Consider the following 13,754-nt stretch of genomic DNA (forward strand, 5'->3'; position numbering starts at 1 on the left):
ATTTTTTTTATTAAAATGTTAGTTTAAAGCCCAGGGAAACACTTGATAGCAATGAATACTTGTATGCATCCGATACACCGGTTAATGAAGCTCTTGGATCATAGCCTTTTCTCTTAGACCACAGATATAGGTTGTTTCCTGTAAGGTAAATTCTTAAGCCGGACAGGCCGATTTGTTGCGGAAAACCTTCCGGCAGCTGATAGGATAAAGTAATGTCCTGAAGGCTGATGTAATCTGATTTAATCAGGTAGAGGGTCGAATTTCCATTTTGATTGGTTGATGTCAGGTCTACACGAGGCAATTCAGCATTAGGATTTTCCGGTGTCCACGTCTTACTTAAATCCGTTGAGTAATTGGAAGCATAGGTGTCCGAATGGAATAATGTTCTGTAAATATCATCATACCCATATCCGCCGAACTGATAAGCAAAATTTACTGCCAGACTGATTCCTTTATAGGTAAAGTCTGTTCCGAACCCTCCGTATACTTTTGGGATAGCCGATTTCCCCGTATTGTAATCGGTGGCTTCTTTATAGTTTTTTGTAACCGTTGTTTCCTCCTGCTGGGTATTCGGATTAATCACTGTGCGATACCATTGTGCATCTCCGTTATTAGGATCAACACCGGCAAACTTTTTCAGATAATAAGTATATCGATCCCCTCCTTCAGTCAGAATAAACAGCCCTGAAACCAAGCCGGTATTCCTTTGTTCCGCAGGTAATTTGGTGATTTTATTTTTGTAATGGGTGGCATTGGCATATACATTCCATTGAAGTTGATCGGATTGAAGAATCTCCACACTCAGGTTGGCCTGAACGCCTTTATTGATCATATCCCCGATGTTGCCGTATTTTACATACGAACCAGCATTAGACGGAGGCAACGGAAGCGTATAAATCATATCCGATACTTTTCTTTCAAAATAATCGGCGTTCAGATTGATCCTGTTTTTGAGAAGAGAAATTTCAAATCCTGCATTCAGATTCTTGGATGTTTCCCATTTTAAATCCCTGTTTCCTTGTTTCTTGAGGGATAAAACCGGCTTATCATCTCCAAAGTTGTTGATACCATATATATCCTGATAGGCATAATAGTCCCTTGTGCCATTATCCAGTAATATATTATCATTTCCTTGTTGTCCGTAAGAAGCTTTTAGCCTTAAGGAATTAATTACAGTATTATCTTTCAGGAAGTTTTCCTTAGCAATATTCCATGCCACTCCCAAACCGTAAAAGGTACCCCATCTGCTGTCCGGAGAAAAGACTGAAGAACCGTCTCTACGGATGTTGGCGTTAAAGAAATATTTTCCATCATAATTATAGAGTAATCTGGAGAAGTACCCTTCCACTGCATATTCATAACCACTCCCGGATAAGTCCGTAATTTTCACAGCATTGTCAAAGGATAGTGAATTCGGTAATAAAAGCTGTTGTTTGGATCCGGAAAACCCATCACTTTTCATTTTATTTAATTCATGTCCGATCAGGATGTTGAAATTATGCTTATTTAATTTTTTCTGATAGGTAAGCAATTGCTGATGGTTCAAAGTATATCTGAATAGAGACTCTCTGGAAATGGTTCCTCCTACAGATGAAGAAGTCCCCCCTACTGTATTTCCATATTGCAGGTTTCTTATGTTTTCCAGATAAGCTCCGAAATTATAAGTGAAATCCAATCCTTTTATGATCTCATAATTCAATCCCAGGTTGGCATTGGTAATATTATTAGCTGTCTGGAATTTGTCAGACTGGAGGTTTCCCACTGGGTTTTCAAACACGGCATACGATCGTGTAGCTCCATTAGGACCTTGTCCGTCACCATAATCATACAATTGGTTTCCATTGCTGTCATAGACAGGCTGGTAATTATTATCTCTTAAGAAAACAGGATAAAAGGGAGCTATGTTCCGGGCAAACTGAAAGGGGTTTGAAAAACCTCCGGATTCACCAAAGTCCTGCTTACTGTAAGTATACGATAAATTACTGGTCAACTTCAATTTGGGGGTGATGGAATAATCGAGATTAGACCTGATCCCGAATCTTTCAAATCCTGATGCAATAAGGTAGCCTTGGTCATCTAAATAATTTAATGAGGTGTATGATTTTATCTGCTCGCTATTCGCATTAATTCCTACGCTGGCTTCTCTCCTTAATCCGGGCTTGAATAATAGGTTTTTCCAGTTATCCTGATATAATAATCTCGCATTGGGATTAAAAGAGCCATCCTGCGCAATCAAACTGTTAAACGCAATACTATAGGCGTTATATCCTAGTTTGTTTAATGCTGCAAGACCCACGTCATGAGGGCTCGCTCCGGAAGGAACGGCTCCCGGTTGTTTCAGTCTTGCGATCTCTCCAATTCTGGCCCGGTTATAAAATGCCGTATAATAATCCTGTGGCGAAGTGTATACAGAATAATCCTGAACAGATCTGAAATTAACTCCTGTTCGGACATCTGCTTCGACATGGAGGCCTGTAGACTTACCTCTCTTCGTATTTACAATGATCACTCCGTTGGCTCCTCTGGAACCATATAAGGCATTGGAAGAAGCGTCTTCAAGAAAAGAAATACTTTCGATATCTGTTCCAGGAATGCTGTTGAGGTTTCCATTATAAGGAATGCCGTCAAGTACGATTAACGGATCACTTGATGCATTGATGGAACCTATTCCACGCATCCTGATAATCGGTTGGGAGCCTGGCTGGCCAGAGGATACGACCTGTACCCCTGCTACTTTACCTCCGATTCCCTGAAGGATATTTCCATTTTGAAGTGTAGACAGGTCTTTGGCTTTTAATGACTGTACAGATCCTGTTATTTCTTCTTTCTTTTGCTTTCCAAAAGCAACGACCACCACTTCTTTTATGGACTGTTCTTTGGTGGAAAGGCTGTCCCTGTTTTGTTGTGCAAAGCCAAACTCCGCAATTAGGATCATGGCCAAAGCACCAATCTTGCATTGGTTTTTCTTCATTATATTAATTTTAAGTAGAGATTTAAAAATGAGATGTACGCTTCCTGTTATTTCCGGTTAGGAAATAATAATCCTCTTCCCTATTTTTCAGAGGGATGCTAAATAATTTTGACCTTTACAGGAGATTACCTGTTAAAAATTGAAATTAGGAGGTTGAGTTCCGGAGGAATAAGCGTAGCTATTAAAGCTTTATCATCATATGGTCCACTATCATATCAAAGCACATCGGGTAGAAAGTAAGTTGGTGCTGTGAAAGGCAATGATCTGCATTATATTCACAAGAAACAGATGCAGCTGCCATAATGGTATTCGGATAAGAAGTAAAGGATTTCTTATTCATGAGAATAAAGTTTATTTTTTTAACTGTGTCAAAAGTATTTAATTATTCACAATACCTAATCAAGCAAGGATATGAAATAAATCATATTAGTCTATTAATTTAGTGGACTAATAAATATGTATAGTCAATGGTGTAAAATACCCTATTCCAGAATTCTTCCAGATTTTGTCCCGATTTTCGACACTTTAAAAGATATTTCAATAATAAGTAGCGTTAAAAAGCCTTTAAATTTGTGATAATGGAGAATGTTTTGTGTGTACAATCGTTTAAATTAAAAAAAATTACCGGATCCTTATTGCTGTTTGGAAGTCTCCTTTTACACGCCCAGATCAGCCCGCCAGGTCTGGGAGAGGCTAACACAGCATTCTGGGGTGCGTTTGGAGTCCGACGCCAGTTGGATTCGTTAGGCACTAAAGAGGCCTTAAGCTATATTGCCATAGGACGCAAAAGTGAGCCCGATAATGATAACTTATTGTCCAAGCAGGCTATTGTTGTACTGAATCATGAGGTATACCATTCTTTTACTCCCCACCAGCAATACAGTTATGCCTTCAGTTACCGCCGACAGCCCCAATATAATGAGGTTTCACCTTATGAAAAAGAGGGATTGGAACAGGAGTTCAGAATCTATGGTAGATATGCCTATACTTTTAATCTTGGTGAAAGATGGAAGCTTAAAAATACGGTGCGTCAGGAATTCAGGAAGTTTTTTGATCCCGATTTCCATCAGGTTGAAGAGAATTTACAACTAAGAACCCGTCTTAAAAGTCAGATCACCTACACGCTCTCATCAGAAAATCATCAAAAGTTGGCATTAAGTGTTGAAGGCTTATTTTCTGCAAGTTATCTTAATGAACCGGATCCTGAATGGACTCCATTCGGATATCGGGAAATGCGTATTGCTGCTTATTATATGTTTCGTATTCCCAACTCTCCTTTTACGGTAGATATTGGATACATGGACGATCTGATTAGAGGAAGTGAAAGTATTCATAAAGGCGGTGTTCATTATATTGCCGCTGATTTGATCTGGGATTTGCCTTATCATAAGAAATAATTTGGCCTATAAAAAAATCTTTAAAAAAAGTTGTATATTCAAATACAAAATGAATTGGATCCATTGAAAACAGATTACAACATTGCCGAGTTTTCGAAATATGCTAATATTGGAATATCTAAGAGTCGTGTATTACATCTTATCGATTATGAGGAACACAAAAACATAAGGCAAAGCTCAAAACCTATTCAAATTAATTTTTATATGTTATCTATTCACATTGATTGTGATAAAGAAAACTCATATCTCTATATAGACCGTCCGGGAGAGCTTATAGAATGGAATTTGCAAAATCCTTTATCTGGGTATCAGATTTTGATTACTCCTCAATTATTGAATCAATATGGTTGGGATTTAAGTTTTACCCATTACAATAGTAATGAAGGACTTTCTATGAAGAAAGATGAAGAGACTGTATTACTGGATTTGTTTGAAAAGGCTCTTATGGAGTATAAAAAAGAAGTTTTTTCAGAAGGTATTATATTGGGATATGCCATTATAATCTTATGCTACATCGATAACTTTTATATCCGTCAATTCGAAACAAAGAGCAAACTATATAATAAAGTGGTAACAGATTTCTATCAGTATTTGGAAATCTATTATGAAGAAAAAGTAAACCTTCCGGAATTGCCTTCTGTTACCTATTTTGCTCAAAAGCTGAATCTGTCACCTAATTATTTTGGAGATGTTATTAAACATTTTACAGGTATTGCTCCACAAGAGCATATTCGCGAGTATCTGATACGGGTTTCTAAAAATAAATTGAGCCAATCTACTCTTACAATAAGTGAGATTGGTTATAGTCTTGGTTTTAATTATCCTACTTATTTTACCCGTTTTTTTAAAAAAGAAACAGGGATTACACCTACGGCGTTTCGTAACGAGTGCTTATTGGTAAAGTAAAAAATAGCGAATAGAAAATCTCTACTCGCTATCACTACTTAACTAAAGTGATAATTATTCATTATCTTAAATACTTAAATTACATAGATGAACCCAGGTCTACTTTTAGTATAACCCCATTAACCCCTTTGCCCATATCAGATGATAAGAAAAGAATAGCATTGGCCTGATCAATAGCCTCCATAGGTGCTAATTGATTGGTATATAGAGGGTCATACGTTGCCATCTTGGTTGCTACTGTGCCCATTTCTATCGTTCCTTCGGTCCATGGTTTGGTCATATCACTAATCGTTAAACCTGGTGCTACAGCATTGCAACGAATTCCCGTTCCTGAAAATCGGATAGCAATATTTTTAGTTATGGTATTCATAGCACCTTTTGTGGAAGCGTAAGATAGACCTGAAACGGGTAATTCGCCGTTAGTAGAACTTACGTTTATGATAACCCCTGAATCCCGAGGAATAAAGTGTTGAATGGCTTCTCTACAATAACGAAAAACGCCAGCGTAATTGACTTGAGTAGTCTTTTCAAAAAGCTCATCTGTTGTGTCCTCTACGGAAAACAAATCATTAGTAGCAGCATTGTTAACCAATATATCCACTTGCCCGAAAGTTTCAATCGCTTTTGAAAAAACAGCTTTTGGAGTCTTTGGATCAGCAGAGTCTGCTACCAGACCAATTGCTTTTCCACCAGAGGTAACAATTTCTGCTATTGCCTCATCGATTTCTTTTTGATCTAAGGCTGTAATGACAACATTGGCTCCTTCTTCAACAAATAGTTTTGCAGTAGCAAATCCGATTCCTCTACTTCCACCAGTGATTACTGCAGTTTTGTTTTCTAATAATTTTTTCATCTTGAATAATTTTTAACTAATGATTTATTTGATAACTTTTAGCTAATGATTTATTTGATAACTTTTAGCTTATAAATTGTAGCTAGGTGCTATAAATTTATTTATAAGTCTTTATTCTTTTTCAAAGATAAATCAGTCTTCTTCCGTCTGATTAAAACAAATTACGGTAATGATGAAACAAATTACAGGTGCCTGCAGCATTTCCACTCATGAACCTGAAATTGAAGGTTATACTCAAAATGTGAGGGAGTTATTTCCGGAATTAAGAAAAGAAATCATCGTACTTGATCATAAACTCTCGAGAAAATAAACGCTTTTTTAAGCCTAAAAGGCATAAAATATGCTATTATTTATGTAAATCACTTAAAAATATACAATTATGAGAAGTTTATTATGGTTAGTAGCCGTCATTTGTATCGTTGTTTGGCTTTTAGGAATGTTAAACATCATACCCGGAATTAGTACGGGATATTTAGTTCATGTTTTACTGGTTATTGCCATTATTGTAGTTCTTTACAATATTATTTCAGGCAGAAAACCGCTTGATTAAGTTTTAAAATAATGAATATCCTTTATTGTGGACACTTCCCAATAAAGGATATTTTTATTACGATGTGTTATCATGGATCAGCTAAGTTTATTTAATTCAGACGAATATTATCAGTTTCCCCAGGAGCTCTTAGAGTATACGGAACATTTTTTACAGGAACATGAAGCTACTGCATTGGAGAGAAAACTGATGGAGACGGTCTCGTGGAATCAGACAACACAAAAAATGTATGATAAAGTAGTGATGACTCCACGCCTGACAGCATGGTTTGGTGATGAGGGAAAATCTTATGAATTGGGTGGAAGCCGCATTAAGGTTAATTCATGGCCGCCTGAGCTGGTTTCATTGAAACAAAAGATAGAAGCATTTACCGGATATCGGTTCAATTCTGTTTTACTGAATCTATACCGGGACGGCAATGATTCTGTTGCCTGGCATCGGGATAAAGACAATGAGTTGGGTGAACGCCCTGTTATTGCATCTGTGAGTCTCGGACAGGTAAGGAATTTTGATTTCCGGAAAGTGGATGATCACCGGCAGAAATACAGCTTATCTCTACCTCATGGTTCACTATTGATTATGAAAGGTAATTTACAGGTACATTGGGAACATCGGATTGCAAAATCAGCAAAACCCATGAAACCCCGGATTAACCTTACTTTTCGTTTAATCCGGGAATTATAGGGTATATACATTTATTATTGCAATAGGTTTTCCAGTTCTTCAAGAAAGGATGTCTGTGTAAGATTAATGCGTTTTTTTGCTTCATCTGAATGAAACCACTGCCATTGATCAACTTCCGGTATTTCTAGCAATCGGCCTGATTTTGGAGGCCATTCTATCTGTAAGGTATTGCTGTACAATTGAGATGTTTCAATATCTCCTTCCGTTGCCCATGCATAAACCAATTTTCCTGCTTTTTGCCTGAGCGGAGATAATTCCAGAAATTCTCCCTGTATAGCTTTTCCTGTTTCTTCTTTAAATTCGATAATTGCACGATCCAGAGGATTTTCATCCGGTAAAATTTCGCCTTTAGGGATGGACCATGCACCATGATCCTTGTTTTTCCAAAATGGGCCTCCGGGATGTACCAGAAAATAAAACAGATCGTCATTTTCTTTTTTATACAATACAATCCCTGCACTTGCTTTCATTTGAACTTATATTTATTATATCATACTTTCTGCAGGTGTGCAGGGTTTCCAGGACTAATTATTTTTTAGATATTCCCGTAAAACATATTGTAAAATCCCCTGATTCTTATAGTATTCAATCTCTATGGCAGAATCCAGTCTTGCTTCTACGGTAAATACGGTTTCTTTTCCTGACGGATGGATGGCTTGTACATTCAGGATTTTATGTGGCGTTAAGTTTTCCTCAAGCCCTGTAATATTGTAAGTTTCCGTTCCATCTAATCCTAATGATACTGCGCTTTCTCCGGCATTAAATACCAATGGAGCAACTCCCATTCCCACCAGATTGCTTCTGTGGATCCGTTCAAAGCTTTCCGCAATCACAGCTCTTACTCCAAGGAGAAACGTACCTTTGGCGGCCCAGTCACGGGAAGATCCGGAACCATATTCTTTACCTGCCAGAATAATCAGCGGGGTATGATCACTTTGGTATTGCATGGCCGTATCAAAGACGGTTTTAACTTCTCCTGTCGGTAAATAACGGCTATATCCTCCTTCTATATCGGCTATTTTATTTTTTATTCTTACGTTAGCAAAAGTTCCTCGCATCATTACTTCGTGATTTCCTCTTCTGGATCCATAAGAGTTAAAGTCTTCATTGTTGACGCTGTTGCTTTTCAAATAGCTTCCTGCAGCAGAATCTTCTTTAAATGATCCGGCAGGTGAGATATGGTCGGTGGTTACAGAATCTCCAAGATATAAAAGAACTCTTGCATTTTTTATATCGGTTACCGTATCCGGATTGGCTTGAATATTTTCAAAAAACGGAGCTTCTTTGATATAGGTTGAGTTTTTATTCCATTCAAAATTCTGATCTAAATTGACTTCTAAATCCTGCCAGTCTTCTGAGCCATCGAAGATCACATTATACACATCTTCAAAGTCCTGTTGTTTCATGCATTCATTGATGGTATTTTGAATATCTTCCCGTGAAGGCCAGATGTCTTTTAAATAGACAGGTTGTCCGTTAGGGTCATAGTCCAGTGGATCTTTAGTAAGGTTAATGTCCACTTTTCCAACCAGAGCATAAGCAACCACCAGCATTGGAGACATTAAGAAATTCATTTTCACCTGTGGGTGCACCCGTGCTTCAAAGTTTCTGTTTCCGGAAAGTACCGAAGCTACAACCAGTTCTCCCTTATCAACAGCGGTAGCGATAGCAGGCGGAAGCGGTCCCGAGTTTCCTATACATGAAGTACATCCGTAGCCAACTGTGTGAAAACGAAGCGCTTCAAGGTCTGTATTTAATCCTGATCTTTCCAGGTATTTGGTTACTACTTTAGATCCCGGAGCCAGCGAGGTTTTAACCCATGATTTGGTTCTGAGGCCTTTTTCTATGGCATTTCTGGCCAAAAGTCCGGCACCGATCATAACCGCCGGATTTGAGGTATTGGTACAGCTGGTAATAGCAGCAATCACAATACTTCCGTCACCTAAGATGAATTCCGAATTATTTTGTTTAATCCTTACGGTTCGAAGAGTATCCTGGATCACTTCCGAATGAAGTTCACCTTCAATAGGTACTTTACCAAAAGTAAATTCTGTTCCTGATCCGCCATCAGCCAGCCAGGCATATTCTGTTCTTTTGGAAACCGGTTCATAATTACGGTGATGTTCATCTTTTAAAACTTCTGAAAATCTTTGGCTGAGATCCTTTACTAAAATTTTATCCTGTGGTCGTTTAGGACCTGAAACGGTAGGTTCAAGGGTTGATAAGTCAAGTTCAGCTACGGAAGAATATTTAATTTCTTCCTGTCCTGTTCTCCATAGCAGGTTTTCTTTGCAATACTCTTCAACGATTTGAATCTGTTCCTGGGAACGGTTAGTAGAATGCATATATTCCAGAGTACGCTTGTCGATAGGGAAATACGTAACGGTACAGCCGAATTCCGGTGACATATTGGAAATAGTTGCGCGGTCTGTTACTGTCAAATGATCCAACCCTTCTCCAAATACTTCAACAAACTTGCCTACTACTCCTCTATCCCTTAATATTTTGGTGATAGAAAGTACCATATCCGTAGCAGTACAATGATCCGGAATCTTTCCGGTCAATTTCAATCCTACTACTTCAGGACATGTAAAGAAGATAGGCTGTCCCAGCATAGCGGCTTCTGCTTCTATCCCTCCAACACCCCATGCAATAACTCCAATTCCGTTCACCATTGGGGTGTGAGAATCTGTTCCTACCAATGTATCCGGGAAGAGCCATCCGTCTCTGCTGATTACCCCTTTGGCCAGATACTCCAGATTAACCTGGTGGCAGATTCCCATTCCGGGAGGAACTACTGTAAAGTTATTCAGTCCGGATTGTGCCCATTTTAAGAGCTCATACCTTTCTTTATTTCTTTCAAACTCCAATTCTACATTTTTATCATAAGAATAATCCGTTCCAAAAAAATCAACCTGAACGGAATGATCAATTACCAGATCCACAGGAATGGCAGGGTTTATCTTTTGCCCGTCTTTTCCCTGTCTCACAAATTCTGCACGTAAAGAGGCCATATCTACTACTGCCGGAACTCCTGTAAAATCCTGCATTAAAATTCTGGCAGGCTTGAAAGGGATGTCCTTATCAACCGGAGCTGGTGTCCATTTTAGCAAGGTGTCAATATGCTCGTCCGTGATACTGAAACCATCATAGTTTCTTAATACATTTTCTAAGAGAATACGGATGCTGAAAGGAAGATGGTCTACACCTCCCGGAAGATTTTTTAAAGAACTGTAATTATACTTTTTTCCATTAATAATAAGTTCCTGTACAGATTTTGCATTTGGGGTGTTCATTGCGGGTGTTTTTTAATTTTAATACTTACTTCCAAGTTACCCAAAAAAAAGAAACAGGGAAAGAACATTAGTATATATTAACACTATACGACATTGTTTTTCTTTAGTCTATTTCTATTTTAGAAAATGAAAGGTATTTATTTGATAGATTTATCCTGGCAGCAGTAACACTGCCAGGTTTTATTTTAGGTTTATTTATTGTCCAGACTAATTCTATCGGTAACTTGGAGTCTGCGCTTTTTCATAGATCAGTCCTTCAGACTTTAATTCGTTCCAAAAATCAGGGGGAATAACCGTATTTAATGCTTCTACATTATCTTTTACCTGTTCCGTTTTACTGGCTCCGGGAATGATTGAAGCAAATTCATCAGCTGCAAGGACAAACTGTAATGCTGCATGTACAATGTCCGTATCATATTTTTTGGCAATTTCTGCAATGCGATCTCGCTTTTGGGACATTCCTTTAGGAATGACGTCTTTATAATTATAACGGTCTCTGCCAGTTATAAATCCTGAATTATATCCTGCTCCGGAAACCAATTGAACGCCAGCTTTTTTTACAGCTGGAAGGAGGCGGTCCACAGCATCTTCATGCTCCAGAATTGAATATTGGGTTGCGGAAAGGCAGATGTCAGGATCGGCAGCTTCAATACAATCCAGAATAGGTTCAATTTTATTGACTCCCATTCCCCATGCTTTGATGATTCCCTGGTCTCGTAAATCGGAGAGAACTTTAAACGCTCCTTTTTTAGCTTGTTCCAGAAAATAAGGATAGCGGTCTCCTACCTGATCTTCCGATAAATCATGAATGTATACAATATCAATGGCACTTAAGCCTGTTCTCTCTAAACTCTCATCAATCGACCTTTTAACGGCATCTGCTGTATAATCATGTCTGAAATCATAATTCAATGGTTTTTTCCACATGGTAGGCGGAACTTCAGATTCGGGAACTTCTTTAAATAATCTGCCTACTTTTGTAGAAAAGATAAAATCACTTTTATCTTTAGTTTGTAAAAAATTCCCAAATCTTCTTTCGCTTTTGGTAAGGCCATACCACGGAGAAGTATCGTAATACCGGATGCCCAAATCCCAGGCGGTTTGTAAAATCTTATGGGATTCTTCATCCGTTATATTTTGGAAAGCTGTTCCTATAGCTACTCCTCCGAGTCCTAACTGATATTCTTTTGTTAAAAAATCTGATTTCATATAATACTATTTAAAATGGGTTATAAGATAAAATGCAAACATTATGCAATCGGTTTGGGTGATTTGTTTTATATCATCTACTTATGGGGAATGGATTAAAAAATGAATTTTTCATAATAAAATTTTGAAGTATAAGGCTGCTTTTACATCAGATAAAAACACCATGATTAAATCAATAGTCATGATGTTTTGAATAAGCAATAATTACTTAAATTGGGATTACTTTAATATAAGCTGCTGGTTAAGCTCACTTTTAAAGCATCCTAATATAAATTCAGCATAATACAATTGAGCATTCATTGCTGAAGTTTTTTGAGGTAGTTCTATTTTTTTGGAAAGAACAATTTCATTTTTATAATGAATGGAAAAAAATGCGAAAATATTATAATCCGATTGCCGGGTCGGCGCCGCATATCCCGTAATAGCAATGGACCAATGGGTTGAAAACAATTTGGCAACACTCAAAGCCATGGTATTGGCTATTTGTTGTGAAACACCATCAGATTCTTCCGCTTCTTTCCTGTCAACATCTAAAATTTTCACTTTTTCTTCAGTGTTATAAGCAGTCACTCCTCCTTTATAAAATAAAGAAGCATTCTGCATTTGTGAGAAAGAAAACTGCAAAAAACCAGACGTTACACTTTCAGCAACGGAAACTGTTTCATTGATTGTGAGTAATGATTCGCTAATATAGTCGAGTAAAGTCTGTTGAAGTTCCATGAGATTCTATTTATGCAGGATTAATTTTTTATTTTATAATTTCCTAAACTATTGATTAATAATTGTTTGAGTCAATCACGCACTACCCCTTTCAGTATGATGTTTCTCTGAAAGGGCAACTAGGATTTTGTGATTTTTACGGTCCTTTATTTTATATATTTTCCATGATGTGAGGTATTGGAATTATGAAATCCCATGATTAAAAAAATATGAAGAACATTACCTCAAAACCACCTTTCAATTAAAATAGCAGAGTATTTTCAAATAATATACAAAATATATTATATACTATTCAAAAAACAAGCCAATAAATTATTAAGTAATTATAAATGTATTTAAAATTTTAAAATGTCTTTGGCTTTATTCTTGTTATGATTAATGAATCATTAAAAATATTATTATGGCAACAACCACCAAAAAATCAAACAGCACAAAGACGAGTAACACGAAAAGTAAGACAAGTGCTGCCTCTGCAAAAAAAGTTCCGGCAAAAAAAAATGCAGCAAAGGAACTGAAAGATTTATTTGAAGATGGCTTAAAAGATATTTATTGGGCTGAAAAAGCATTAACCAAAGCATTGCCTAAAATGCAAAAAAATGCTACCGATAAAAAGTTGAAAGACGCTATTGGTGCTCATTTGGCTGAAACCAAAAACCAGGTTAAAAGGTTAGAAGACTGCTTTGCTGCTATGGGAAAGAAAGCTCAGGCTAAGAAGTGTGATGCAATGCAGGGGCTATTGGATGAAGGAAAAGGTATTATGGAAGAAACCAAGCCTGGTGCTGTACGTGATGCCGGCATTATCGCAGCATCTCAGAAAGTGGAACATTATGAAATAGCTACCTATGGTACGTTAGCAGCCTATGCTAAGGTTTTAAAACAAAACAAGTGTCTCAGGTTACTTCTCAAAACATTAGGAGAAGAAAAAAAATGTGACGAACTTCTTACCAGTATCGCTGATACTGCTCTTAATAAAAAAGCAATGAATTAATAAGCATTTAAAAGTTTTCGTAAGTTGAATTCCCTGATAAGTTTATCAGGGAATTTTTATTGAGAGCTATTTTTTGTCAATATCGACAAAGGATATACAATTATATTATAAGGGACCGAAACTCATGAGTCGCGGCCCCTTGTTTAAAACTCTTCGAAAACATATGTACTATTTTCTTGA

Annotated in this window: 13 protein-coding genes; 6 read left to right on the top strand and 7 right to left on the bottom strand. The window is 37.3% G+C overall.

The window, feature by feature from the left end:
- Positions 1-10: 10 nt before the first annotated feature.
- Together CJF12_RS03945 and CJF12_RS19840 are read right to left on the bottom strand one after the other, a co-directional pair.
- Complete coding sequence (locus tag CJF12_RS03945) at positions 11-2,971, bottom strand: SusC/RagA family TonB-linked outer membrane protein (RefSeq protein WP_034684973.1); 2,961 nt, start codon at positions 2,969-2,971, stop codon at positions 11-13.
- A gap of 181 nt (positions 2,972-3,152) precedes the next feature.
- Positions 3,153-3,311: a hypothetical protein gene (locus tag CJF12_RS19840; protein WP_157759837.1), complete on the bottom strand. Its 159-nt coding sequence runs from the start codon at positions 3,309-3,311 to the stop codon at positions 3,153-3,155.
- Positions 3,312-3,549: 238 nt separating this feature from the next.
- On the opposite strand from CJF12_RS19840, the gene CJF12_RS03950 reads away from it, so the two are divergent.
- Positions 3,550-4,368, top strand: a complete 819-nt coding sequence (locus tag CJF12_RS03950; RefSeq protein ID WP_051887285.1) for a DUF2490 domain-containing protein — start codon at positions 3,550-3,552, stop codon at positions 4,366-4,368.
- 54 nt (positions 4,369-4,422) lie between these two features.
- Complete coding sequence (locus CJF12_RS03955) at positions 4,423-5,274, top strand: helix-turn-helix domain-containing protein (RefSeq protein WP_228423527.1); 852 nt, start codon at positions 4,423-4,425, stop codon at positions 5,272-5,274.
- Between the two features lie 79 nt (positions 5,275-5,353).
- Here CJF12_RS03955 and CJF12_RS03960 read toward each other — a convergent pair whose 3' ends face one another.
- On the bottom strand, positions 5,354-6,127 hold the full coding sequence (locus CJF12_RS03960) for an SDR family NAD(P)-dependent oxidoreductase (protein ID WP_034684971.1): 774 nt from the start codon (positions 6,125-6,127) through the stop codon (positions 5,354-5,356).
- Positions 6,128-6,296: 169 nt separating this feature from the next.
- Here CJF12_RS03960 and CJF12_RS19845 point away from each other — a divergent pair, with 169 nt between their 5' ends.
- The 3 genes from CJF12_RS19845 to CJF12_RS03965 all read left to right on the top strand — a co-directional run bounded on the left by CJF12_RS19845 (position 6,297) and on the right by CJF12_RS03965 (position 7,361).
- A complete protein-coding gene (locus CJF12_RS19845) occupies positions 6,297-6,437 on the top strand; it encodes a hypothetical protein (RefSeq protein WP_157759838.1) in 141 nt (46 codons plus the stop codon).
- 69 nt (positions 6,438-6,506) lie between these two features.
- The gene (locus CJF12_RS19850; RefSeq protein WP_034684968.1) at positions 6,507-6,677 is read left to right on the top strand and encodes a lmo0937 family membrane protein; all 171 of its coding nucleotides are present in this window, start codon (positions 6,507-6,509) and stop codon (positions 6,675-6,677) included.
- A 72-nt stretch (positions 6,678-6,749) separates the two neighbouring features.
- A complete protein-coding gene (locus CJF12_RS03965) occupies positions 6,750-7,361 on the top strand; it encodes an alpha-ketoglutarate-dependent dioxygenase AlkB family protein (protein ID WP_034684967.1) in 612 nt (203 codons plus the stop codon).
- A 14-nt stretch (positions 7,362-7,375) separates the two neighbouring features.
- Here the strand turns inward: CJF12_RS03965 and CJF12_RS03970 are convergent, their stop codons facing one another.
- The 4 genes from CJF12_RS03970 to CJF12_RS03985 form a co-directional block, all read right to left on the bottom strand.
- The gene (locus CJF12_RS03970; protein WP_034684965.1) at positions 7,376-7,831 is read right to left on the bottom strand and encodes an NUDIX hydrolase; all 456 of its coding nucleotides are present in this window, start codon (positions 7,829-7,831) and stop codon (positions 7,376-7,378) included.
- A gap of 54 nt (positions 7,832-7,885) precedes the next feature.
- Positions 7,886-10,657 carry an aconitate hydratase AcnA gene (gene acnA, locus CJF12_RS03975; protein ID WP_034684962.1) on the bottom strand — a complete coding sequence of 924 codons (2,772 nt, stop codon included), beginning with the start codon at positions 10,655-10,657 and terminating at the stop codon, positions 7,886-7,888.
- 213 nt (positions 10,658-10,870) lie between these two features.
- On the bottom strand, positions 10,871-11,866 hold the full coding sequence (locus CJF12_RS03980; RefSeq protein ID WP_034684959.1) for an aldo/keto reductase: 996 nt from the start codon (positions 11,864-11,866) through the stop codon (positions 10,871-10,873).
- 219 nt (positions 11,867-12,085) lie between these two features.
- Positions 12,086-12,586: a CinA family protein gene (locus tag CJF12_RS03985; protein ID WP_034684956.1), complete on the bottom strand. Its 501-nt coding sequence runs from the start codon at positions 12,584-12,586 to the stop codon at positions 12,086-12,088.
- A gap of 400 nt (positions 12,587-12,986) precedes the next feature.
- Here CJF12_RS03985 and CJF12_RS03990 point away from each other — a divergent pair, with 400 nt between their 5' ends.
- A complete protein-coding gene (locus CJF12_RS03990) occupies positions 12,987-13,574 on the top strand; it encodes a YciE/YciF ferroxidase family protein (protein WP_034684952.1) in 588 nt (195 codons plus the stop codon).
- The last annotated feature ends 180 nt before the right edge of the window (positions 13,575-13,754 follow it).

The sequence above is a fragment of the Chryseobacterium piperi genome (genome assembly GCF_002285635.2).
GTDB lineage: Bacteria > Bacteroidota > Bacteroidia > Flavobacteriales > Weeksellaceae > Chryseobacterium > Chryseobacterium piperi.

What these genes read in the sequence shown, in the direction of transcription:
- CJF12_RS03945 (WP_034684973.1), bottom strand. Translation starts at nt 2,971, where the DNA reads ATGAAGAAAAACCAATGCAAGATTGGTGCTTTGGCCATGATCCTAATT.
- CJF12_RS19840 (WP_157759837.1), bottom strand. Translation starts at nt 3,311, where the DNA reads ATGAATAAGAAATCCTTTACTTCTTATCCGAATACCATTATGGCAGCT.
- CJF12_RS03950 (WP_051887285.1), top strand. Translation starts at nt 3,550, where the DNA reads ATGGAGAATGTTTTGTGTGTACAATCGTTTAAATTAAAAAAAATTACC.
- CJF12_RS03960 (WP_034684971.1), bottom strand. Translation starts at nt 6,127, where the DNA reads ATGAAAAAATTATTAGAAAACAAAACTGCAGTAATCACTGGTGGAAGT.
- CJF12_RS19845 (WP_157759838.1), top strand. Translation starts at nt 6,297, where the DNA reads ATGATGAAACAAATTACAGGTGCCTGCAGCATTTCCACTCATGAACCT.
- CJF12_RS19850 (WP_034684968.1), top strand. Translation starts at nt 6,507, where the DNA reads ATGAGAAGTTTATTATGGTTAGTAGCCGTCATTTGTATCGTTGTTTGG.
- CJF12_RS03965 (WP_034684967.1), top strand. Translation starts at nt 6,750, where the DNA reads ATGGATCAGCTAAGTTTATTTAATTCAGACGAATATTATCAGTTTCCC.
- CJF12_RS03970 (WP_034684965.1), bottom strand. Translation starts at nt 7,831, where the DNA reads ATGAAAGCAAGTGCAGGGATTGTATTGTATAAAAAAGAAAATGACGAT.
- acnA (WP_034684962.1), bottom strand. Translation starts at nt 10,657, where the DNA reads ATGAACACCCCAAATGCAAAATCTGTACAGGAACTTATTATTAATGGA.
- CJF12_RS03980 (WP_034684959.1), bottom strand. Translation starts at nt 11,866, where the DNA reads ATGAAATCAGATTTTTTAACAAAAGAATATCAGTTAGGACTCGGAGGA.
- CJF12_RS03985 (WP_034684956.1), bottom strand. Translation starts at nt 12,586, where the DNA reads ATGGAACTTCAACAGACTTTACTCGACTATATTAGCGAATCATTACTC.
- CJF12_RS03990 (WP_034684952.1), top strand. Translation starts at nt 12,987, where the DNA reads ATGGCAACAACCACCAAAAAATCAAACAGCACAAAGACGAGTAACACG.